The sequence below is a fragment of the Acidocella aluminiidurans genome (genome assembly GCF_055383125.1).
The window spans coordinates 2282386-2304720 of sequence record NZ_AP031589.1; the positions used below are offsets into that span (position 1 = coordinate 2282386).

22 protein-coding genes and 1 tRNA gene are annotated in these 22335 nt (G+C 64.2%); 10 read left to right on the forward strand and 13 right to left on the reverse strand.

The window, feature by feature from the left end; all coding sequences use genetic code 11:
- Positions 1–66: 66 nt before the first annotated feature.
- The 5 genes from ACZ46S_RS11360 to ACZ46S_RS11380 all read right to left on the reverse strand — a co-directional run bounded on the left by ACZ46S_RS11360 (position 67) and on the right by ACZ46S_RS11380 (position 5266).
- Positions 67–1446, reverse strand: coding sequence for a glycosyltransferase 87 family protein (locus ACZ46S_RS11360; RefSeq protein ID WP_464061812.1), 1380 nt, complete (start codon positions 1444–1446; stop codon positions 67–69).
- Between the two features lie 159 nt (positions 1447–1605).
- Positions 1606–3201 carry an isocitrate lyase gene (locus tag ACZ46S_RS11365; protein ID WP_464061813.1) on the reverse strand — a complete coding sequence of 532 codons (1596 nt, stop codon included), beginning with the start codon at positions 3199–3201 and terminating at the stop codon, positions 1606–1608.
- 159 nt (positions 3202–3360) lie between these two features.
- On the reverse strand, positions 3361–3924 hold the full coding sequence (gene mobA, locus ACZ46S_RS11370; RefSeq protein WP_464061814.1) for a molybdenum cofactor guanylyltransferase MobA: 564 nt from the start codon (positions 3922–3924) through the stop codon (positions 3361–3363).
- A 57-nt stretch (positions 3925–3981) separates the two neighbouring features.
- A tRNA-His gene (locus ACZ46S_RS11375) sits at positions 3982–4057 on the reverse strand.
- 27 nt (positions 4058–4084) lie between these two features.
- A complete protein-coding gene (locus tag ACZ46S_RS11380; RefSeq protein ID WP_464061815.1) occupies positions 4085–5266 on the reverse strand; it encodes an aminotransferase in 1182 nt (393 codons plus the stop codon).
- Positions 5267–5567: 301 nt separating this feature from the next.
- Here ACZ46S_RS11380 and ACZ46S_RS11385 point away from each other — a divergent pair, with 301 nt between their 5' ends.
- Positions 5568–5906: a P-II family nitrogen regulator gene (locus ACZ46S_RS11385; protein ID WP_008495010.1), complete on the forward strand. Its 339-nt coding sequence runs from the start codon at positions 5568–5570 to the stop codon at positions 5904–5906.
- Between the two features lie 120 nt (positions 5907–6026).
- Complete coding sequence (gene glnA, locus ACZ46S_RS11390; protein ID WP_295738551.1) at positions 6027–7457, forward strand: type I glutamate--ammonia ligase; 1431 nt, start codon at positions 6027–6029, stop codon at positions 7455–7457.
- A 170-nt stretch (positions 7458–7627) separates the two neighbouring features.
- On the opposite strand, the gene rdgB is transcribed toward glnA, so the two are convergent.
- Positions 7628–8200 carry an RdgB/HAM1 family non-canonical purine NTP pyrophosphatase gene (gene rdgB / locus ACZ46S_RS11395; protein ID WP_464061816.1) on the reverse strand — a complete coding sequence of 191 codons (573 nt, stop codon included), beginning with the start codon at positions 8198–8200 and terminating at the stop codon, positions 7628–7630.
- Entirely contained in the window at positions 8197–8850 is a 654-nt protein-coding gene (locus tag ACZ46S_RS11400; RefSeq protein WP_295738557.1) for a YqgE/AlgH family protein, read from the reverse strand. The genes rdgB and ACZ46S_RS11400 overlap by 4 nt, the downstream gene beginning before the upstream one ends.
- Before the next feature lie 47 nt (positions 8851–8897).
- On the opposite strand from ACZ46S_RS11400, the gene ACZ46S_RS11405 reads away from it, so the two are divergent.
- Genes ACZ46S_RS11405 through ACZ46S_RS11420 form a run of 4 tightly spaced genes read left to right on the forward strand, consistent with a single transcriptional unit; the run spans position 8898 to position 12786 of the window.
- Positions 8898–9377, forward strand: coding sequence for a peroxiredoxin (locus tag ACZ46S_RS11405; protein ID WP_295738560.1), 480 nt, complete (start codon positions 8898–8900; stop codon positions 9375–9377).
- A complete protein-coding gene (locus ACZ46S_RS11410) occupies positions 9295–10464 on the forward strand; it encodes a glycosyltransferase (RefSeq protein WP_464061817.1) in 1170 nt (389 codons plus the stop codon). The genes ACZ46S_RS11405 and ACZ46S_RS11410 overlap by 83 nt, the downstream gene beginning before the upstream one ends.
- A 1-nt stretch (position 10465) precedes the next feature.
- A complete protein-coding gene (locus ACZ46S_RS11415; RefSeq protein WP_464061818.1) occupies positions 10466–11842 on the forward strand; it encodes a glycosyltransferase family 39 protein in 1377 nt (458 codons plus the stop codon).
- Positions 11839–12786 carry a threonine ammonia-lyase gene (locus ACZ46S_RS11420; protein ID WP_464061819.1) on the forward strand — a complete coding sequence of 316 codons (948 nt, stop codon included), beginning with the start codon at positions 11839–11841 and terminating at the stop codon, positions 12784–12786. Before ACZ46S_RS11415 ends, ACZ46S_RS11420 begins: the two co-directional genes overlap by 4 nt.
- A gap of 204 nt (positions 12787–12990) precedes the next feature.
- Here ACZ46S_RS11420 and ACZ46S_RS11425 read toward each other — a convergent pair whose 3' ends face one another.
- The 3 genes from ACZ46S_RS11425 to ACZ46S_RS11435 all read right to left on the reverse strand — a co-directional run bounded on the left by ACZ46S_RS11425 (position 12991) and on the right by ACZ46S_RS11435 (position 15224).
- On the reverse strand, positions 12991–13542 hold the full coding sequence (locus ACZ46S_RS11425) for a hypothetical protein (protein ID WP_464061820.1): 552 nt from the start codon (positions 13540–13542) through the stop codon (positions 12991–12993).
- On the reverse strand, positions 13532–13918 hold the full coding sequence (locus ACZ46S_RS11430) for a hypothetical protein (RefSeq protein ID WP_035179033.1): 387 nt from the start codon (positions 13916–13918) through the stop codon (positions 13532–13534). Before ACZ46S_RS11430 ends, ACZ46S_RS11425 begins: the two co-directional genes overlap by 11 nt.
- Positions 13919–14018: 100 nt before the next feature.
- On the reverse strand, positions 14019–15224 hold the full coding sequence (locus ACZ46S_RS11435; RefSeq protein ID WP_464061821.1) for an acyltransferase family protein: 1206 nt from the start codon (positions 15222–15224) through the stop codon (positions 14019–14021).
- 304 nt (positions 15225–15528) lie between these two features.
- Here ACZ46S_RS11435 and ACZ46S_RS11440 point away from each other — a divergent pair, with 304 nt between their 5' ends.
- The 3 genes from ACZ46S_RS11440 to ACZ46S_RS11450 are packed head-to-tail and all read left to right on the forward strand — an operon-like array spanning position 15529 to position 18160.
- On the forward strand, positions 15529–16104 hold the full coding sequence (locus tag ACZ46S_RS11440; protein ID WP_295738574.1) for a MarR family winged helix-turn-helix transcriptional regulator: 576 nt from the start codon (positions 15529–15531) through the stop codon (positions 16102–16104).
- Positions 16105–16110: 6 nt separating this feature from the next.
- Entirely contained in the window at positions 16111–16827 is a 717-nt protein-coding gene (locus ACZ46S_RS11445) for a response regulator transcription factor (RefSeq protein WP_464061822.1), read from the forward strand.
- 7 nt (positions 16828–16834) lie between these two features.
- Positions 16835–18160, forward strand: coding sequence for an ATP-binding protein (locus tag ACZ46S_RS11450; protein ID WP_464061823.1), 1326 nt, complete (start codon positions 16835–16837; stop codon positions 18158–18160).
- Positions 18161–18414: 254 nt separating this feature from the next.
- On the opposite strand, the gene ACZ46S_RS11455 is transcribed toward ACZ46S_RS11450, so the two are convergent.
- The 3 genes from ACZ46S_RS11455 to trpS all read right to left on the reverse strand — a co-directional run bounded on the left by ACZ46S_RS11455 (position 18415) and on the right by trpS (position 21635).
- The gene (locus ACZ46S_RS11455; RefSeq protein ID WP_464061824.1) at positions 18415–19815 is read right to left on the reverse strand and encodes a lysozyme inhibitor LprI family protein; all 1401 of its coding nucleotides are present in this window, start codon (positions 19813–19815) and stop codon (positions 18415–18417) included.
- Between the two features lie 257 nt (positions 19816–20072).
- The gene (locus ACZ46S_RS11460) at positions 20073–20609 is read right to left on the reverse strand and encodes an NADH-quinone oxidoreductase subunit B family protein (protein ID WP_464061825.1); all 537 of its coding nucleotides are present in this window, start codon (positions 20607–20609) and stop codon (positions 20073–20075) included.
- An 18-nt stretch (positions 20610–20627) separates the two neighbouring features.
- Positions 20628–21635, reverse strand: a complete 1008-nt coding sequence (gene trpS, locus ACZ46S_RS11465; RefSeq protein ID WP_295738587.1) for a tryptophan--tRNA ligase — start codon at positions 21633–21635, stop codon at positions 20628–20630.
- 147 nt (positions 21636–21782) lie between these two features.
- Between trpS and ACZ46S_RS11470 the strand changes: the two genes are divergently transcribed.
- A complete protein-coding gene (locus tag ACZ46S_RS11470; protein WP_464061826.1) occupies positions 21783–22334 on the forward strand; it encodes a heme NO-binding domain-containing protein in 552 nt (183 codons plus the stop codon).
- The last annotated feature ends 1 nt before the right edge of the window (position 22335 follow it).

Sequence of the window (22335 nt, forward strand, 5' to 3'; positions counted from 1 at the left end):
CCCGTCAGGGCAAAGCGCTTACCATGCGGGGTTTGGCCCTGGCAAACCGGGGGGCAAACTGCACGGCTAGCGCGGCACCCAGAGCGAGAGCGTGCGGCCCTGCTGAAGCGGGCGATAATCCTGGTGCAGGGTATCCAGAAAGTCAGGGGTGAATTGCGGGCGATGGATGGGCCGGTCGGTGGCGCCGATCTGCACCGCGGCGAGGCTATGGCTGCTCAGCAGCGTGTCGATCTGCGCCGCCGAGAGCTTGCCGTCGCGGATGCGGCTGGCGACGAAATAGGGCGAGAAGGACGATTGATGCCCGGCGGCGGTGCAGAGCAGCAGGTTTTCGCAGACCACAGGGCCCTTGATGGCCTGCAGCGCGTCGCGCGCGGCGGCGAACTCCGCCTGCGCCTGGGGCAGGGCGCCCAGCTCGCGCCAGGCTTCGAGGCTGGCCATCGGCAGGAACAAAAGCGGCCAGAGCAGGGCGAAGCGCCGCCAGCCACCCTGCGCCGCCCCCGCCAGCACCGCCATCAGCGTGCACAGCCAGAGCGCTTCGAAAAACACGTTCAGCCCGACGCCATCGCCGCCGGAGAAGACGATGCCGAGGATCAGCGCCGCGATCAGCGCCAGCAGGCAGGCTTGGCGCGCCGGCTGGCGCCGCCCCTGCCAGCCCCAGCCGATGGCCAGCGCCAGTAGCGGCCAGAAACGGACGAGGAAACTGCCGGTCTGGGAGGCCATGTCCCGCCAGGAAAAGGCGCGCGGGGCGAGCAGATGCGCGAAGAAATAAGGGCCGTCGAACCGGAAGCTGAGCCAGAGCAGCACATCCGCCAGCGCTGCGCCGGCGGCCAGGAAGAGACCCAGCTCGGCCCAGCGCCGCTGCCAGAGCAGGCTCAGCCCCACCCCGATCGGCAGCGCCAGCAAGGAGTGTTTGGTGAATATCGCCAGCACGAACAGGCAGGCGACCAGCCAGAGCGGGCCGCGCCGCAGAAACAGCACAAACCCCGCCATCTCAGCCAGCATGCCGAGCAGTTGCGGGTCGTCCACCGCAACGCGCACCGGCATGAACAAGGCCAGGAAAAGGATGAAGCCCAGCCCGGCGCAGGCGGCTTGCCAGGCCTGGCCGCACAGCCGCGCCACCGCCACACCCGCCAGCGCGCCCAGCCCCAGCAGGGACAGCAGCGCCAGCGCCCGGCCGGTGAAAAGCGGGTCCAGCCCCAGCCCGCTGAGCGCGCCGATCAGATGGAAGGAAAGCGGCGGATAATTGGTGAAATCCAGCCCTGGCGGCCGCGCGTAGAGCTGCACATGCACCGCCGCGCGCAGCGCCCGCACGACATTCCAGCCTTCATCCGAATCGATCTCCACATAGGCCAGCCCGCGCCGCAGCAGCGGCGGCAGCAGCGCCAGCGCGCTGAGGCCGAGCAGGGTGAAATAGAGCGTCCAGAAATGCCGGATGATGCGGGACATGCGGGGCTCTTATGGGCTGCGACGGGCTTTGCCCAGCGCCGGGCGATAAAAAACGGCCCGGAAAGCCGGGCCGTTGGGAAGTTCAAAATCGTGCGATTCTCGCGCCGCACCTGAAAGGCCTGCCCGTCATCACACCGGGCAGGCCCAGGAAGGTGCGGTTCAGGCCGCGAACTGGTTCATCGTGTTATGCGCGCCGCCGGCCTTCAGCGCGGCCTCGCCGGCGAAATATTCCTTGTGGTCGTCGCCGAGATCGGAGCCGGCCATGTTCTGGTGCTTCACGCAGGCGATGCCTTGGCGGATCTCCTTGCGCTGCACGCCGGCAACATAGCCCAGCATACCCTGCTCGCCGAAATATTCCTTGGCCAGATTATCGGTGGAGAGGGCCGCGGTGTGGTAGGTCGGCAGGGTGATCAGATGATGGAAGATGCCGGCGCGCTTGGCCGCATCGCGCTGGAAGGTGCGGATCTTCTCATCGGCTTCCAGGCCCAACGGGGTCGCGTCATACTCCGCACTCATCAGCTTCGCACGATCATAGCCGGAGACATCCTGGCCGGCCGCCTTCATCGCATCGAAGACTTGCTGGCGGAAATTCAGCGTCCAGTTGAAGGACGGGGAATTATTGTAGGCCAGCTTGGCGTTCGGGATGACCTCGCGGATACGGTCAACCATCGAGGCGATCTGCTCGATATGCGGCTTCTCGGTCTCGATCCAGAGCAGGTCGGCGCCGTTCTGCAGGGCGTTGATGCAATCCAGCACGCAACGGTCAGCGCCGGTGCCGGCACGGAACTGGTACAGGTTGGAGGGCAGACGCTTCGGACGCAGCAGCTTGCCGTTGCGGGTGATCAGCACATCGCCATTGCCGATAGTGGCGGTGTCGACCTCTTCGCAATCCAGGAAGGCATTATACTGGTCGCCGATATCGCCGGGCTCCTTGGAGAAGGCGATCTGCTTGGTCAGGCCCGCCCCCAGGCTGTCCGTCCGGGCGACGATGACACCGTCCTCGACGCCCATTTCCATGAAGGCGTAACGCAGCGCGCGGATCTTGGCGACGAAATCCTCATGCGGCACCGTCACCTTGCCGTCCTGATGGCCGCACTGCTTTTCGTCGGAAACCTGGTTTTCGATCTGCAGCGCGCAGGCGCCGGCCTCGATCATCTTCTTCGCCAGCAGATAGGTGGCTTCCGCATTGCCGAAGCCCGCATCGATATCCGCGATGATGGGCACGACATGGGTCTCGAAATGATCGATCTTGCTCTGGATCTCTTTCTGCTTGGCGAGATCGCCGGCTTCGCGCGCCGCGTCCAGCTCGCGGAACAGGCCGCCCAGCTCACGCGCATCGGCCTGACGCAGGAAGGTGTAGATTTCCTCGATCAGCGCCGGGACGGAGGTTTTCTCGTGCATGGACTGGTCGGGCAGCGGCCCGAATTCGGAGCGCAGGGCGGCGATCATCCAGCCAGAGAGGTAGATGTAGCGGCGCTTGGTGGTGCCGAAATGCTTCTTGATGGAGATCATCTTCTGCTGCGCGATGAAGCCGTGCCAGCAGCCGAGCGACTGCGTGTAGTTCGCCGGGTCGGCGTCATACGCCGCCATGTCCTCGCGCATCACCTTGGCGGTGTAGCGGGCAATGTCCAGCCCGGTGCGGAAGCGGTTCTGCAGCCGCATGCGGGCCACGGCCTCTGGGGAAATACCATCCCAGGCGCCGCCCTTGGCGGCGATCAGTTCGCTGGTGGTACGGATGCTATCTTGGTACGACATTTGGGTCTCCGCTGAACGTCCGGAATGGATGGTTGCGGCAGCTCAAATACACCCGGTTTTGCGGCGCGTCAGAAGGTTTTGTGAAAAAACCAGGTAAATATGTGAAAACCTGCACTCGCTTCGCATATGCAGCGTAAATCTTTTACAGACCGTTAAAATTCAGCCGAAATCTGAGAGATCCTCAGGCCTGTTGAGGTTGGCAAAGGGGTCGGCTTGGGCTGTAAAATGCACCTGGCGGGCCTGACACAGCGCCAGCGCGTCGCGGACTTTGAATTTGCTGTCCTGGCGCAGGAAATTTTCCAAAGCGGGGCGGAAGGCGACCGGCCAGAGGGCGGCGAGATGGTGCTGGCGCCCGGCATAGACTGCGACGGAGGGGCCGGGGGCGAGGTCGGCGGCCAGGGTGGTGGGGAAAAAGGGCGTGTCCACCGGGATGGTGAGCAGGAAATCCGCGCCCTGCGCCGCGGCCCAGGCGAGCCCGGCCTGCACCCCGGCGAGCGGGCCGCAATGGGCAAAATCCGGCGCGTCGGGCAGCACCGGCACGCCAAAGGCCGCGAAGCGGGCAGGATCGCCATTGGCGGAGAGGGCGATGGGGGCGGCCTGCGGTGCCAGGCGCGCCAGCACATGCGCCAAAAGCGGGCGCCCATGCAGCGGGATCAACGCCTTATCAGCGCCCCCCATCCGCGTCGCCTTGCCCCCAGCCAGAATCAGCGCGGCAACGGTCATGAAACACCCGGGTGCAAAGGCGCAGAGATTTTTGAGGGCGGCTTTATGAGGGAAACCTGGGGCGAACGACGGGGATTGAACCCGCGACAACCGGTACCACAAACCGGCGCTCTACCAACTGAGCTACGTCCGCCATCCAGGGTGGGGCCAAGTAGCGCGGTCAAGCCAGCGCCGTCAATGGCCTTGTTGCGACCCAGCGCTCCAGGCGGCGCAAGGCCTCCTCCAGCACCGCCGGCTGCTTGCAGAAGGCGAAGCGCGCATAATGGCGCGGCGCCGCGCCGACATAGAAGGCGGAGACCGGAATCGCGGCCACCCCGGCCTCCTCGGTGATGGCGCGGCAGAAGGCGACATCGTCCCCCTCGAAGCCGAGCGGCGAGAAATCCGCGGTGATGAAATAGCTGCCTTGGGCCGGCAGGGTGCGAAAGCCCAGGCGGGTGAGCCCGGCATCCAGCAGATCGCGCTGCGCCTGCAGCCCACCGGCCAGGCTGTCGAAATACGCATCCGGTTTGCCCAGCCCGTAGGCGACGGCGCGCTGCAGATTGGGCGGGGTGGTGAAGGTGAGGTTCTGGTGGGCTTTCGCCACCACGCTCATCAGCGCATTGGGGCCGGAGATATAACCGACCTTCCAGCCGGTGAGGGAGAAGGTTTTGCCGGCGCTGCCGATGCGCAAGGTCCGTTCGGCCATGCCTGGCAGGGTGGCCAGCGGCACATGCTTGGTGCCGGCGAAGACCAGATGCTCATAGACCTCGTCACAGACCGCATAGGCATCGTGCCGGCGCAGCAAGGCGGCGATAAAAGCCAGCTCATCGGGGGTGAAAACCTTGCCGGTCGGGTTCATCGGCGAGTTCAGCAGCAGCGCCTTGGTCTTCGGCCCGAACGCGGCCTCCAGTTCGGCGCGCGGCAGCTCCCAGTTCGGCGGTTCCAGCCGCACCAGCTTCGGCACCGCGCCCAGCAATTTCACCACCGGCAAATAGGTATCGTAGAGCGGTTCGATCAGCACCACCTCGTCACCGGGGTTGAGCAGCGCCATCAGGCTGGCGGTGATCGCCTCGGTGGCGCCGGAGGTGACGACGACGCCCTGCGCCGGGTCGATCTCCAGCCCGTAAAAACGCTGATTGGCGGCGGCGACGGCGGCACGCAGCTCCGGCAGGCCGGTCAGCGGCGGATATTGGTTGCGCTGATCCAACAGCGCCTCGGCCGCCGCCCGCACGATATCCTCCGGGCCCTCGCTATCGGGAAAGCCCTGGCCGAGATTGATCGCCCGATGCTCGACCGCCAGCGCGGACATCACGGTGAAGATGGTGGTGCCGGTGGCGGCAAGCAGCGCATTCACAGGTTTCACGTCGCAAAAATCCTAACTCGGGCAGCAGGATTTAACCGCCCAAAGCGCGGGCGGCAAGATTGCCCAAAATTTAGGCCAAAATCGCCGCCGCTTGAGCAAAACCGCGTTTTCGCCTTTGATAGGATTGCCGCAATCGCGGCACCGCGCGGAAAATCGTTCTGGCATGGCTTGTGCAAAGCGTAATTTCGTCAGCCCGTTGGCTGGCGTGCGCTTGCCCACCTGATGCCGGGGCGGGGTTCCAAGCGTGCTGTCCGACGAAACCAGAGGAGGACGCAGGGGCCCCGGGCCCGGCGTAAACCAGATGAAGAAGATCGAAGCGATCATCAAGCCGTTCAAGCTGGATGAAGTGAAGGAAGCGCTGCACGAGGTTGGCCTGCAGGGCATCACTGTCGTCGAAGCCAAGGGATTTGGGCGTCAGAAGGGCCATACCGAGCTCTATCGCGGCGCCGAGTATGTTGTGGACTTCCTGCCGAAGGTGAAGATCGAAGTGGTGTGCGACGACGCGGTCGTCGAGCGCGCCGTCGAGGCGATCACCAACGCCGCCCGCACCGGGCGCATCGGCGATGGCAAGATCTTCATCTCCTCCATCGAAGAGGCCATCCGCATCCGGACCGGCGAAAAGGGCGAGGCAGCGGTCTAACCACCATTGCCAAGCAGCCCGGCATGTTTAACATGCCGGGCGCTACGCGTTTCAAGGGCGGTCCGCATGGTGCGCGCCGCTTGGCCTCAACGGGTAACAATTATTAACGGGGTAAAGTCTATGGCTAAGAAGGCCGAGGGCGGCGATGGCGTCGCCAAAGTTCTGAACATGATCAAGGAGAACGGGGTCGAGTATGTCGATCTGCGGTTCACCGATCCCAAGGGCAAGTGGCAGCACACCGCGCAGTACGTTTCCACCGTGGACGAGGACAGCCTGAAAGACGGCTTCATGTTCGACGGCTCCTCCATCGCCGGCTGGAAGGCGATCAACGAGTCTGACATGATCCTGAAGCCGGACCTGGACAGCGCCGTGCTGGACCCGTTCTCGGCCAAGCCGAGCCTGATCCTGTTCTGCGACATCGTCGAGCCCTCCACCGGCCAGGGCTATGCCCGCGACCCGCGCTCCACCGCGAAGAAGGCCGAGGCCTATCTGAAGTCCACCGGCATCGGCGATTCCGCCTTCATCGGCGCGGAAGCCGAGTTCTTCATCTTCGACAACGTGAAGTTCGGCACCGGCGGCAATTACGGCATCTACCAGCTCGACTCCATCGAGGGCCCCGGCTCCTCGCTGAAGGATTATCCCGAGGGCAATATGGGCCACCGCCCGGTCGTCAAGGGTGGCTATTTCCCGGTCCCGCCGGTGGATAGCGAATCCGACCTGCGCGCCGAGATGCTCTCCGCCATGGGCGAGATGGGCCTGCCGATCGAGAAGCACCACCATGAGGTGGCACAGTCTCAGCACGAGCTGGGCACCAAGTTCGCGTCCCTGACCACCATGGCCGACCAGATGCAGATCTATAAGTACTGCGTCCACAACGTCGCCCATTCCTATGGCAAGACCGCGACCTTCATGCCGAAGCCGATCTATGGCGATAACGGCTCGGGCATGCACACCCATCTGTCCATCTGGAAGGCCGGCAAGCCGCTCTTCGCGGGCAATGGCTATGCGGACCTGTCCGAGACCTGCCTGTACGCCATCGGCGGCATCATCAAGCACGCCAAGGCGATCAACGCGTTCTCCAACCCGTCGACCAACTCCTATAAGCGCCTGATCCCGGGCTTCGAGGCGCCGGTGCTGCTGGCCTATTCCGCCCGCAACCGCTCCGCCTCCTGCCGTATTCCGTACACGACCAGCCCGAAGGCGAAGCGCGTCGAAGTGCGGTTCCCGGATCCGACCTGCAACCCCTACCTCTCCTTCTCCGCCATCATGATGGCGGCGATCGACGGCATCAAGAACAAGATCCACCCGGGCGACCCGATGGACAAGGATCTGTACGACCTGCCGCCGGAAGAGCTGAAGGACATCCCGACCGTCTGCGGCTCTCTGCGCGAAGCCCTGGGCGCCCTGGAAGCCGACCACGAGTTCCTGCTCGCCGGCGACGTGTTCTCCAAGGAGCAGATCGAGAGCTATATCGAGCTGAAGTGGAAGGAAGTGTACAAGTTCGAACACACGCCGCACCCGGTCGAGTTCGAAATGTACTACTCCGCCTAATCAGCGGTTGGACGAAGGAAACGGCGCCGCGAGGCGCCGTTTTTTTGGACGAAACAAGGGGGGATTTTTTGAAAAAAATCCCCCTTACCCCCCTCAAAACTTTTGACACTTGGGGGCTGGGGCGCGGCAAGGCACAGGCAAATAAAAAGGCCCCGGAGTGGGGCCCTTTTTTATTTGCCGGCGAGTACGGCTTCGATTTGTTCGAAGGCTCTGGCCCTGTGGCTGATGCTCTCTTTTTCATCGCCCAGCTCGGCATAGGTCTGCTCATAGCCGTTGGGAATGAAGATCGCGTCATAGCCGAACCCGGCCTCGCCGCGCGCTTCCGGGGCGATGCGCCCCGGCGCCTCGCCGATATAGGTGGCGGTGCTGCCATCGGGCTGCGCCAGGCACAGCGCGCAGGTGAACCAGGCGTCCCAGACATCCTTGGACTTGGCGGCGGCGATGATCTTGGCGAAGGCGCCGGGATAATCATCCCCCGCATAGCGGGCGGAGAACACACCGGGCTGGCCGTTCAGCGCCAGCACCGAAAGCCCGGAATCATCCGCCAGCGCCGGCAGGCCGGAGGCCTTGGCGGCGGTCAGCGCCTTGATCCGCGCATTGCCGGCGAAATCCCGCGCCGTTTCCGAAGGGCTGGGCAGGCCCAACTCCCCCGACGAGGTCACGGTGAAGCCGAACGGCGCCAGCAGCGTGATGAATTCCTTCAGCTTACCGGGATTATGGGTGGCGATGACGATCTGTTTCATGCCTGGCCCGCATCGCCCGAAAGCATCCCGGGGTCAATCTTTAGCTTCGCCAGGCCGCGCTGCCATTTGCTCTGATAATTCGCATCGAACAAAATCGCGTCGTCCGCCGGCACGTTCAGCCAGCTATTCTGGCGGATCTCATCCTCCAGCTGCCCCGCCCCCCAACCGGAATAGCCCAGCAGCAGCCGGGCTTTTTCCGGACCTTCGCCACGGGCGATCGCCTGCAGCACATCCATGCTGGCGCTGAGCACATGCGCGCCATCCACATTCAAACTGCCCTCGCCGATCCAGTCCGCCGAATGCAGCACGAAGCCGCGATGATCCTCAACTGGCCCGCCCTGCCCCATCGGCAATTCGCGCTGAGGTGGATTCGGCTCGACATTCAATTGCTGCATCAAATCGCCGAATTTCGGCTTGCGCAGCTGGCGGTTGAGCATCAGCCCCATCGCGCCCTCTTCGTTATGCGCGCAGATAAAGATCACGCCTTGCGCAAAGCGTGGATCGCGCAGGGATGGCATCGCCAGCAGCACCTGCCCGGTCAGCCAGGAAGGCGGCGGTGAGGGGGAAATCTCTCGCTCCGTCATCATCTTACTATAGGCGGCCCGCCTCGCCTCGGCCAGCCCGGGCGGGATCGGCTTCACGCCAGCCATCAGTTGGCTTACAACGTGTTTATTCATTCACCGTAAACAGGCAGACAATGATCAATATCGGGGACAAGATTCCGGCCATGAAGCTCATGCTGGCCACGCCGGACGGGCCGCGCGAGACGGATACGGCGGAGCTGCTGGGCACCGGCAAGGTCGTGCTGTTCGCCGTTCCCGGCGCCTTCACCCCCACCTGCAGCGCCAAGCACGTGCCCGGCTTCGTCAAGCTGGCGCCGGAGCTGAAGGAGAAGGGCGTGGACCGGATCGTCTGCATGGCCGTCAACGACGCCTTCGTGCTCGGCGCCTGGGCCAAGGACCAGAAGGCCGGCGAGGCCGTGCAGTTCCTGGCCGACGGTTCCGCCGCCTTCACCAAGGCGCTGGGGCTGGAGCTGGATCTGGTCGCGCGCGGCATGGGCATCCGCAGCCAGCGTTTCGCGCTGGTGCTGGAGGATGGCGTCGTCACCAAGGTCGCGGTCGAGGAGCCGGGTGGCTTCGAGGTCAGCCGCGCCGAGGCCATTCTCGAATCCCTCTGATCCCGTGTCGCTCGCCCTCACGGTCGTCGTACCGTGCTATAATGAGCGTGCGAACGTAGCACCCATGGTGGCCGCCCTGGACCAGGCCCTGACCGGGCTGGACTGGGAGGTGGTGTTCGTCGACGATGACAGCCCCGATGGCACCAGCGCCGAGGCCAAGCGCCTGGCGCAGGGCGATACGCGGGTGCGCTGCATCCGGCGCATCGGCCGGCGCGGCCTGTCCTCGGCGGTGATCGAAGGCGCACTGTCTTCCTCCGCCGATTATGTCGCCGTCATCGATGGCGATATGCAGCATGACGAAACCCGCCTGCCTTTGATGCTGGAGGCGGTACGCGCCGGGGCGGATATGGCGGTGGGCAGCCGGCATGTGGAAGGCGGGGATTCCGCCGGCCTCTCCTCGCCGCTGCGGGTGAAGCTCTCGGAGACCGGCATCCGCATCGCCCAGGCGGTCACCCACACCTCGATCTCGGACCCGATGAGCGGGTTTTTCCTGCTGCGCCGGGAGCTGTTCGAGGCCCTGGCTTCGCGCCTGACCGGGCAGGGCTTCAAGATTTTGCTGGATCTGATCCTGGCCTCGCCGCGTGTGCTGAACATCGCCGAAATCCCATATAAATTCCGCCCGCGCCTGGCCGGCGAGAGCAAGCTGGACGTGCTGGTGCTGGCGCAATTCGCCGGGCTGCTGCTGGACAAGGCGCTGCGCGGCACGGTGCCGCTGCGCTTCATTTCCTTCGCGCTGGTCGGCATTGTCGGGGTGCTGGTCAATCTGGCGGTGGCGCAGATCGCCGCCGCCGCCGGGGCGGATTTCGGCACCGCGCAGACCATCGGCACCATCATCGCCATGGTGGCGAATTTCCAGCTCAACAACCAGCTCACCTACCGCGCGCAGCGGCTGAAGCGGGCGAAGGCCTGGCGCGGCCTGGCCTTGTTCATGCTCGTCTGCGGGCTGGGGGCGATCGCCAATATCGGCATCGCCAAGGCGCTCTATGCCGAAAACGGGCATATATTATTCTCCGGGGCGGCGGGGGCGGCGGTTGGCGTGGTGTGGAATTACGCGGTCTCCGCCACTTTGGTCTGGCGCGTGCGCTAGCATGGGGTTTGCCCTCGCGGCGCTGGCGGCGCTCACCGTCCTGCGCCTCGTCCTGGCCGCCTGGCTGCCGCTGACCCCTGACGAAGCCTATTATTTCAGCTGGGCGCGGCCGTTGCAGGCCGGCTATCTGGACCATCCGCCGATGGTGGCGCTGTGGATCCGTCTCGGCACCGCGCTCTTGGGCAATGATCCGCTCGGCATCCGGCTGCTCGGGCCGGTTTCGGCGGCGTTGGGGTCGCTGGCGCTCTATGATGCCGGCAACCGCATCCTGCCCGGCCAGCGCTGCGGGCTGCTGGCCGCTGGCTTCCTGAATGCGACGCTGATGCTGGGTGCCGGCAGCATTTTAATGACGCCGGACACGCCGCTGATCTTCTTCTGGACGCTCACCCTCTGGGCGCTGGCCCGGCTGGTGCAGAGCGGGGATGCGCGCTGGTGGCTGGCCGCGGGCGCCCTGGCCGGGGCGGCCTTGTTTTCCAAATATACCGCCGCCCTGCTGCTGGCCGGCACCGGGCTGTGGGCGCTCAGCGTCCCATCCATCCGCGCCACGCTGCGCACGGCCTGGCCGTGGCTGGGCATCGCCCTGGCGCTGCTGGTGTTCGCGCCGGATTTCGCCTGGAACGCCACCCATGGCTGGGCCAGCTATCTGAAGCAAGGTGGCCGGGTGGATGGGTTCGACCCCGCCCGCGCCGCGCAGTTTTTCGGCGAGTTGATCGGCGGGCAGGCGCTGTTTTTCACCCCGCTGATCGCCATTCTGGCGGTGCGCGGGCTCTGGCATTTGCGGGCCGATCCCTCCCCCGGGGCGCGGCTGCTGCTCTGGCTCAGCCTGCTGCCGGCGGCGGTGTTTCTGGAACATGTGCTGACCGACCGGGTGCAGGGCAACTGGGTCGCCATTCTCTACCCCTCCGCCTGCCTCGCCGCCGCCGCCGCGCCGCCGCGCTTCACGCGCAGCGCGCTGGCGCTGGGCTTCGGGCTGACCGGGCTGGTCTATGTGCAGGTGCTGCACCCGTTCCTGCCCGTGCCCGCCGCGCGCGACACCGCCGCCGTGCAGATGGCCGGCTGGCCCGGACTCGCGGCGCAGGCCAGCGCCACCCACCCCGCCTTCATCACCTCGGACGATTACGCCACCGCCTCCGAACTGGCGTTTTATGCCCCGAAAGCCATGCCGGTTCTGGGGATCGGCCCGCGCTGGGCGTATCTGGACTGGCGCAACGCGAAATTGCAGGGTGCCAACGGGGTGCTGATCACGCGGCGCGATAGCACGCCCTGCCCGGACCCGCTCGGCACGATCAGCCGCAAGCAGGGCCAGGCGGTGGTGATGAGCTATCGCGTCTGCCGGATCACGGCACCCGCCACGGCCAAGGAGTTTCCGCGCCCATGATGCTGCCGACCCCCCAGGATGTTCACGCCGCCGCCGCGCGGCTGCAGGGCCATATCGTGCGCACCCCGATGCTGCGCAGCGCCAGTCTCGATAAAACGCTGGGCGCGACCGTGCTGGTCAAGCCGGAGGTTCTGCAGCGCACCGGCACCTTCAAGCTGCGCGGCGCCACCAACGCCATGCTGCGCCTGCCGGCCGACATCCGGGCGCGCGGCGTCGTCGCCTATTCCTCCGGCAACCATGCCCAGGGTGTCGCCTGCGCCGCCGCCATGCTGGGCGTGCCCGCGACCATCGTGATGCCCGCCGACGCGCCGGCGATCAAACGCGAATCCACCGAATTCTGGGGGGCGCGGGTGGTCAGCTATGACCGCTTTACCGAGGACCGCGCCGCCATCGCGGCCAGCATCGCCGCCGAGACCGGCGCCAGCCTGATCCCGCCTTATGACCATCCGGACGTGATCGCCGGCCAGGGCACGGCGGCGCTGGAGCTGCTGGAGGATGCCAAGGCGGCCGGGCTGACGATGGATGATTACATCACCCCGGCCGGCGGCGGCGGGCTGGCGGCGGGGACGGCCCTGGCCTTCTCCGACCTCTCGCCGGCCACGCATCTGCACACCGCCGAACCGGAAGGCTGGGACGACACCGCCCGCTCCCTGGCGGCCGGCGCGCGGCTGAGTAACGACATGAAAAGCTCGCCGTTCTGCGACGCGCTGCTCTCCCCGGCGCCGGGCGAGCTGACCTTCGCCATCAATCAGCGCTTCTACGCCGCCGGCGTGGCGGTGAGCGATGACGAGGTCCGCGCCGCGCAGAAGCTGGCGGCACGGACGCTGAAGCTGGTGGTGGAGCCGGGCGGCGCGGTGGCGCTGGCGGCGCTGCTGGCGGGCAAGATCGACGCCAGGGGCAAGGTGGTCGGCGTGATGCTCTCAGGCGGCAACGCCGATCTGTGAGCCGCTAGAGCCTGATCGGTTCAGATTGAATCGCGAAGCGATCAAGCTGAAGCGTGAATCAGCCTCTTAATCAAAGTGTTAGAGCGCGTTCAGGGTGACGCAACCGCGTCAACCTGAACCAATAGCGCTCTAAAAATCAAAAGCTATTAGGGATGTGGGGTTCATTTCAAAACCCCCCCATGCTCCTTCTGCAACAAACCTTCATCAGCGCGCCAACGCGTTTTTTAAGATCGATAGGCTGGGCAGACGCTTTTGCGCAACCAACGCGGCCTTGAAGCGCGCGGACGACCCATAAGCGGCACTGAAGCGGCGAACCGCATCCCGCGCCAAGGCGACGAACACGGCCCCACCAATCGCCGGGCTGTCTGTTTCATAGGATTGGTAATAAGCAAACACTTGGTCCAGCGGATCGATCAAGCTGCAGCCGGCGGCACTGCGCCGCAGGAATACGCCTTGCGTATCTGCTTGCCACGGCGCGCCTGAGGATGGCTTCACCAGCCCGTCAAGCATGACATAATCCATGTTGCCGTTGCTGGTTTCGGCCAGCACCCAATAGCGATAAGAGGCATCCGCCCGCACCACCACACCGCAGGACTTGAGCTGGGCAGCGGGAAATTCCTCAAAGCCGTGGGTATAGATCGCAGCCGGGAGAGTCAGGTGAAACACCGGATCAACCATAGCGGGCAAGGCCCTCGCCAAGGCAGGGGTAAACCAGGCCCAAAAGCAAAAAAGGGCGATCAAACCTTTATTGCGCATGGCGATAAATCACATAAGCTGGCTTCTGTGCACGATAGGCCGGACCGGGCCAGATTTCACGCTGCACGAAATCCGAAACCCAATTTTTGCCGTCATAGCCCTCGATATGGCCGTAAGGCTTTTCGCCCTTGGGTGGTTGCATCACGATCACATCACCAAGCTGCGGCACGTACCCAACAGCGGAAACCGGCTTGAAGCCCAGAGCCAGCAAGGTGCCGCCCCAATCCTTCGCGGGAACCGGCCAAGTAATCGGCTTCAGCCCCCCAGCCGCCAGCGCCAACCGCACATGTTTCGCGCAAGCGCCTTCTCCAAACGGATTTGCCGAGACGTGCTGGACCAAGTAGGTTGCAAAGAGCTTGGCGTTGAAAATCGGCATCGGCGGTGCGGCTCTCCGAAAAATTATCCCGCAACCTAGCAATGAAACGCCGCAACAAAAAGCCTGTCCGGCGCGATATCATCACACCGAAATGTATGGCCTACAGCCCCGCCGTCTCCAGCATCGCGGCCGGCTTTCGCGCGCTGTGCCGGGTGAGGGGCTTGGTCAGGCGCGAGAGCAGGCGCGTCCAGATCTGGTCCACCCAGGCCAGCGGCACCGCGCAGATCAAGGTGAGCACGATCGAGCAGAACGCCGCCACCAGCGCCGCCCCGGCCACCCCCAGCTGGCCCACCCCGGCCATGAAGGCGATGGCGCCGGCGGAGAGCAAAATCGGCCCGTGCAGCAGATAGATCGGGAAGGAGAGCAGCCCCAGCCACACCGCCCAGCCGCCGGAGAACACCCGGCGCATCGTCGGGTTGCCGAGCAGCACGACGATGATCAGCGCCGCCCCGGCATCCCAGACATAATGGCTGCAGGCGCCGGGCAGGATCGCCTTCAGCGGCGCGTGCATCAACAGCGTCTGCTCATAGGTGAAGCTGAACAGATAGAGCCCGAGCAGCCCCAGCGCGCAGGCGGATTTATTGCCCAGCGCCGGTAGGCGGTTTTCCGCGAACAGCATCGCCAGCAGCGTGCCGCAGAGGAAATCGGTGAAAAAGGTGAACGGGTAGGAGGTCCCGGCGAGCCAGGCCGCCAGCGCCATCAGCCCCAGCCGCAACACCCAGCTACGCAGCGCGAACAGGACCGGCGCGAACAGGAAGATGGCAAAGGAGCCGAACAGCTCGATGCGCATGGTCCAAAGCGGCGAATCGAACTTCACCTCGCCCAGCATGAACACATTCACCAGCCCTTCGCGCAGCGCCTCGTACCAGGTGAGATGCGCCGGGCGGATCGGCGAATTGCCGTGCGTGGCCAGCCATTGCGCGCCGATCACATGCGCCGCCTGCTTATATTCCAGCCCCGACCAGCTGATCAGCAGAAAGGCGAACAGGCAGGCGATGACGGTAAGGCAGGCCAGGCGCGGCCAGCGCTTGAGCATCGCCACCGCGACGCGCACCGGCCGCCGGTCCCGCGCGAAGGGCAGGCTGAGAATGAAGCCGGAGAGCACGAAAAACACCGCCACCGCGGCGCCGCCATTGAGCATGCCGAGGATAAACTGGGTGAGCAAATCCAGCACCCCATGGCCATGCGGCACCGCCCCCACCCCGTGCGGCGTGTAGGCCAGCACCAGATGGTACAGCACGACGATGGCGGCGGCGATGCCGCGCAAGCCTTCGAGAGGGATCAGTTTTCGCCCAGCATCCGGCATGTGGCTTAAGTGGCGTAGTTGACTAAAAAGTCAGCTTTCCAGCCGATGGCGTTTTTTTTAGCCCTTTCGCCGCCGCATTGGCTGGTATGTGCCGGACCTGGAACCTCCCGCGTCTGTTCTGTTCCGGGACAGCGTTGCGCAGGCTGGCTTGATCGGGGCGAGACAATGCGTGACGACGCAGGCAGCCCCCGACACGCCATGGCCAAACCCATCCGATTGGGGTACGATTTGATGACAATAAAGCTTTGCGTAAAAGACAGTCGCATTACCACGAACGGCCCAACGAACGGTTCAAAACACTGCCATGCCCGAAACAACGCTTCCCTCTTTCCCGCCCGGCAAACGTGAAACCCAGACGGGCGCGTCGCACCCGGCGCCGGGCAACAGCCTGCTGTTTTTGCGTGAAGACGAGCTGCGCACGGCGCAGGACATGGTGTTTTTCGCCCTGCGCGACCTCAACGCCCCCCCGGATGCCATCCTCGCCGGCATGGATTTCGGCCGCGCCCATCATCGCTGCCTGCACTGGATCGGCCGCAAGCCGGGGCTGAAGGTGGGCGAGCTGCTCTCCATCCTCGGCATCACCAAGCAGAGCCTTACCCGGGTGCTGGGGCCGCTGATCCGGGACGGCTATGTCGACCAGGTGCCCGGTGCCAAGGACCGGCGCCAGCGCCTGCTCAGCCTCACCGAAAAGGGCGCGGCGCTGGAGCGCAAGCTCTTCGAAGCCCAGCGCGAGCGTCTGCTCAACGCCTATCGCGAGGCCGGCGGCCCGGCGGTGGAAGGCTTCAAGCGGGTGATGCGCGGGCTGATCAACGAGCAGGGCCGCGCCCATCTGGACGCGCTGGAGGCGCCGCGCCCCGCCAAGGCGCCGCGCAGCCCGTAGCCACGCATGAGCCACAGCGCCAGCCCCCCGCCCGAGGACGCGCCGCATATCCTGCTGGTGGATGACGATGCGCGGCTGGCGCAGCTGGCCGGGCGCTACCTCACCGAGAACGGGTTTCGCGTCACCCGCGCCGGCTCCGCCGCCGAGGCCCGTGAGCGGCTGCGGGCGATGGAATTCGACCTGATGGTGCTGGATGTGATGATGCCCGGCGAAACCGGGCTGGACCTCACCAACAGCCTGCGCGCCGAGCGGGCGCCTTCGATGCCGATCCTGCTGCTCACCGCCCGGGATACGCCCGAGGATGTCGTCGCCGGGTTCGAGGCCGGGGCGGATGATTATCTCGGCAAGCCGTTCGACCCGCGGGTGCTGGTGGCCCGGCTGCGCGCCATGCTGCGCCGCGCCCAGCCGCCGACGCTCACCTCCGGCCCGCTGCCTTTGGGCGAGGCCAGCTTCGATGCCGCGCGCGGCGAGCTGATCAGCCCGCAGGCGCGGGTGCGCCTCACCGGGGCGGAGCTGGCGCTGCTGACCACGCTGGCGGCCCGCCCGCACGAAACCTTCTCGCGCGAGGCGCTGGCCGCGGCGATGGGGCTGGACGATGTGAATGAGCGCGCCATCGATGTGCAGGTGACGCGGCTGCGCCGCAAGATCGAGCCGGACCCGCGCGAGCCGCGCTTTCTGCAGACGGTGCGCGGCAAGGGCTATGTGCTTAAGCCGGGGCCGTGAGCCGGGCATGAAGCTGCGGCTTGGCCCGCTGCAGCCGGACCGGCTGTTTCGCAAAATTCTGCCGCGCGGGCTGTTCGGGCGCTCGCTGCTGATCGTGCTGATCCCGATGGTGGTGCTGCAGGCGGTGGCGCTGCAGATTTTCTACGGCTCGCATCTGGATGAGCTCTCCCGGCGCCTGGCCGATGCGGTGGGCGGCGAGATCGGCTTCATGATCGACCAGATCGAGCGCGATCCCTCGCACCGCACGCTGGTGCTGCAGGAGGGACAAAAACATTTCAACTTCGATTCCGTTTTTCTGAGCGGCGAGACGCTGGAACATCTGCCGCCGCCCGACGCTCCCGGCCCGGTGGATAACGACCTCGCCAATGCGCTCGCCCAGGATGTGCACCGGCCCTTCAATGTCTCCTGGCACAAAACCCCCGGCATATTGCGGGTGAATATCCAGATGGCGGACGGGGTGATCCGCATCGACGTGCCGCGCAAACGGCTTTTCATCGGCACCTTCTACATCTTTCTGGTCTGGCTGATCGGCTCCGCGCTGCTGCTGGTGATTTTGGCGGCGCTGTTCCTGCGCACCCAGGTGCGCGGCATCCGCCGGCTGGCGGAGGCGGCGGAGAATTTCGGCATGGGCCGCGATAACGGGCCGATCCGCCCGGAAGGGGCGAGCGAGGTGCGCCGCGCCGGCGCCGCCTTCAACCGCATGCAGGAGCGGCTGCTGCGTTTCCTCACCCAGCGCACCACCATGCTGGCCGGGGTGAGCCACGATCTGCGCACGCCGCTGACCCGGCTGCGCCTGGCGCTGGCGATGCAGCCGGGCGTAACGGCTGAGGATATGCGGGACATGGAAGACGATATCGAGGAGATGGAGAAGCTGATCGGCATCTATCTCAGCTTCGCCCGCGGCGAAGGCGCGGAGCAGGCGCTGCCGTCCGATCTGCCGATTCTGCTCGCCGATCTCTGCACCGATGCCAGGCGCGCGGGGGCGGCGGTGAGCCTTTCCGTGCCTGAGGACTTGACCGTGACGCTGCGCCCGGAAGCGATGCGCCGCGCGCTGATGAATTTGATCGATAACGGCCAGCGCCATGCCAGCCAGATCTGGGTGAGCGCGGCGCGCAGCGGCACCAGCGTGCAGATCCTCATTGACGATAACGGCCCTGGCATTCCCGCGCCAAAACGCGAAACGCTGCTGCGCGCCTTCGAGAGCGACCAGCCGGGCGGAACCGGGCTGGGGCTGGCGATCGCGCATGACATCATCATCGCCCATGGCGGACGGATTCTGCTGCTGGACCGGCCGGGGGGCGGGTTAAGGGTGATGGTGGAGTTGCCGGGGTAGGCAGGCGGGTGCTTGGGTCGAGCCACGCGACATTGGGTGGACCGCACCTTAGGTCTGACTTGGGCCTGAGGCGGAATGGCGGGTTTCCGTCGAGCACCGTGCAAAAGCAGACATCAAGGTCGAATTGCACCACCATAGCCGAAATGGCGAGCAAGCCGCCTTCGGTACCGTCGTTGAAGTGTTTGTGTTGCCGCTACGCCAAATTACCTAAGGACGTAGCGACGCAATGTACGAAAGCTGTGCAACCCTATTTGCTAATGCGTTTCCGGCTGCCAATCCGGTAGGTCAGATATCGACTTTAAGATGGGCGCCCCGAGACCAAAGACAACGGAGCCAACCGGTACCAGCTTTGTCCCTTCGAGACGCCAAAACGCTATATTCCAATTTGTGTCCACGCGCCAACCAATTTCGCCATGGCCGATGCGTCCCAGCACAAGCGTACCATTCAAGCGCGCTGGAAAGATGACCGAATCAGGTCCAAACGCCGGACAGCCGATATAGCGCAACTGTTTGCCAAGAGTGGGCAAAATCATCGTATCGCCAAAGTTGGCAGCGGACTGCATTGCGTTGAATTGAACCAACTCTGATTGGTTTAATGGCATTGAAATCGATGCGGCAGTGTGAGCGCGACTGAATTTTCTAGCAATCTCATAGCCGAGCTTTGTCACGGCGCTACAAGTCTCAGACGGGCACGCTGAAACTACGGGTGTCGGATTCAGAGGATAAGAAAGATCGATAGTGAAAGCTGCTGTCTTACTCCAATCTGAACCGTCCCAAACCTGCAATGCGACCTCCACCCGTCCGATAGAAGCGCCAGAAATACTTGCCGCCGGGTCGCTTTCATAAATCGCAACGGCTCGGTCACCAAAAGCGCCGAGATACGCAAAATGCCCGTCAGTTGCGCAGAGATCCGTCGTGAATGTGCCGGGAAGAGGCGCAGAGGTTAAATGTTTACCGTCGGACGCGAAGACGATCCAACTGTAGCATGCTGCATTACCACCGGATTGAGCAGCGCCTCCTACCTTCGCCGAGGGCAACCATAGAAACGCAAATGGGTTGATGATGCCTCCCGCTTGCGTGAAGCGCTGCCAATCTTCCTGCACATCACCATTGGGCGACATGGGGAAGTTTGGCATCAAATCATTTACCGAATGGAATGGAAATTCGATTGGAGGTGTTAGCATTTTCCACTTTTTTATCGAATCTATGATCGTTCCGTTGCCATTAAGGAGAAGCGGTAATGCATTTTGTATCGAATTAGCTACTAGATGTGCGTCAGCATCATTCAACGCTTGCGCGGAGGACGCTTGTGGTCCCACAGTCTTCAGATAAGAAATTCTGTATGCATAGGTTCTCATTAGACACGTCACTGAGAAGTCACGGTTGTTTGCCGCCATGATGGGACAGAATTTGCCTACACCTTTTATCCAGTTACGCTCATCCATGCGTAAGAGTGCCCTGTCTCCCGCCGGGAGCCGTCCAAGTGCTTCTGTAAAGGCGGCTCCCAATTGGTAATCGGCCGCAGACAAGGCTGCATTGGAACAGATTAGCCTCTCTTTGGGTGTTGCGGCCTCAGAACAGTTAAAGCTAGCCGCTTGGGCAGCTCCGCAATAGAATGCAGAACAAAAAAGAAGACAAAGCGCGAGACGAAGCATTCTTCATCCTTGAAATGAGATGCATTGGCCTACGCAAGATACTGCTGTACTTTAAGACAAGCAAAGGTGGATTAGAGGTGTCGAGTGTTCGCGCTCTAAGACGTGCGCCACAAGTCATGGCTTCGTTCCCCCGCCCTCCCGCCTTCACCACCGCCCATCCTGGAGCGAAGTCCGCTTTCAAGATGTTGCACTGAGGCTTTGAAAGACTACTTAGGGCGCCCAGCGGACACGCGGCAGTTTCCGCGCTATCCCCCAGCCTACCCCACAACCTCCCTCACCCCCTCCCCATGCGCCTCCAGCAGCGCCAGCAGCCCCTGGATGATCTGCGTCGGGGTTGGCGCGCATCCGGCGATGACGAGGTCCACCGGCAGGAACGCATCCGCGCCGCCGGCCACGGCGGGGGAGCCCTTGAACACGCCGCCATCCACCGCGCAATCGCCAAGCGCGACCACAAAGGCCGGGTCCGGCATGGCGGCGCGGGCCTGCAGCACCGCCTCGCGCATATTCACCCCGGCGACGCCGGTGATCAGCAATATATCCGCATGGCGCGGGCTGGGGGTGAAGCTGAGCCCGTATTGGGTGAGGTCGTGGATCAGGTTCTGGGTGGCGCGCAGCTCCAGCTCGCAGCCATTGCAGCTGCCGGCCGGCACATGGCGGATGGCCAAAGCCCGGCCCAGCTTTTTCTGCCCCGCCGCTTCCAGCCGGGCGCGCAGGGTTTTGGCCAGCGCCGGATCCGCCGCCAAAGCGGGGGCGGCGCGGGAGATCACATGCCGGGCGAGGGTTTTCCAGACCATGCCGGCATCATACCCAAATCATCCCGCGCTGGGCAAAAATCCGACAATGCGCTCCGCCTCGGCGGCGATCGGCTGAGCGATGGCGGCGGCTTTCGCGGCCCCTTTCTGCAAAATCCGGTCCAGCTCCGCCTTGTCGGCCAAATACTCTTTGGCGCGGGCGCCGATGGGGGCGACATGCGCCACCAGCGCCTCGGCCAAGGCGTTCTTGAACGGGCCGAAGCCGCCGCCGGCGAAGCGCGCCAGGATAGCCTCCTGGCTTTCGCCGGACACCGCCGCGAAGATGCCGAGCAAATTGCGCGCCTCCGGCCGTTCCGCCAAGGCCGCCAGATTGTCCGGCAGCGCCTCCGTATCGGTCTTCGCCTTGCGGATCTTCTGGGCGATCGCATCCGCATCGTCGGTCATGTTGATGCGGGACTGATCGGACGGGTCGGATTTCGACATTTTCTTGGTGCCGTCGCGCAGGGACATGACCCGCGCGGTCTCCTTCACAATCAACGGCGCGATGCGCGGGAAGAAATCCACCCCGAAATCATGGTTGAATTTTTCCCCGATATCGTTGGCCAGCTCGATATGCTGGAGCTGGTCATCCCCCACCGGCACTTTCGTGGCGTGGTAGGCATGGATGTCGGCCGCCATCAGGTTCGGATACATGAACAGCCCGGTGGAGACCTCTTCCTGATTCTTGCCGGCCTTGTCCTTGAACTGGGTCATGCGCTTGAGCCAGCCCATGCGGGCGACGCAGTTGAAAATCCAGCCCAGCCGCGCATGGGCGGAGACGGCGGATTGGTGGAACAGGATGGAGCGCTCAGGATCGATGCCGCAGGCCAGCACCAGCGCCGCCATGCCATAGGTCTGTTCGCGCAGGGACGCCGGCTCCTGGAAGGTGGTGATGGCATGCAGATCCACCAGGCAATAGATGCACTCATCCTCGCCCTGCTGCAGCGCCACCCAGTTGCGCAGCGCCCCCAGATAATTGCCGAGCGTCGCGATGCCGGTAGGCTGGATGCCGGAAAATATGCGGGCCATAAGCGTCTCTACTCCTTGCTCGCTGCTGGGTTAACCGGCAAACGGGAACCAGACAATAGGGATTGAGTTCCCCACGCGCCGTTGCCACCTCACGTTCCTATCATCTGAATTAATTCCCCCATAAGTTTTTCGAGAGATCGTCTTTTCATGCTGGGTATCATTCCTCATACGGTGGACGGATATATCCGCGCCAACCATTCACCGCAGACCCGCGCTTCATTGCTGGAAAAAATCGGGCTGCCGGCAACGCAGAGCTTCCGGCTGGATACCGAATATGATGATGAAACCTGCTGCCGGCTGATCCAAGCGCTGGCAGAGGAAGCCGGCATGGACAATGAGGCGGTTTTCGACGCGCTGGCGGTGTTTTTTCTGGACTGGGCGGAAACCACATTCCCCGGCTTTTTCGCCGCCGCGCCGGATACGCGCGGCTTCCTGCTCATCCAGCCGGAAATCCATGCCAGCCTCGCCTGTGGCCTGCGGGCCGGGGCGCAGCAGAAGGTCAATGATAAATTCCGCGTGGTGCCGCTGCCCGATGGGGTCAGGGTGCATTATCGCTCGCATAACCGGCTGGGCGTGTTCTATTGCGCCCTGGCCCGCCGGCTGGCGCAGCGGCGCGGCGAGGTGGCCAGTTTCAATATCGTCGAGGGCGATCTCGGCGCCAGCGAAACCGTGATCGACGTTCGCCTGCAGCCGGCCTGAC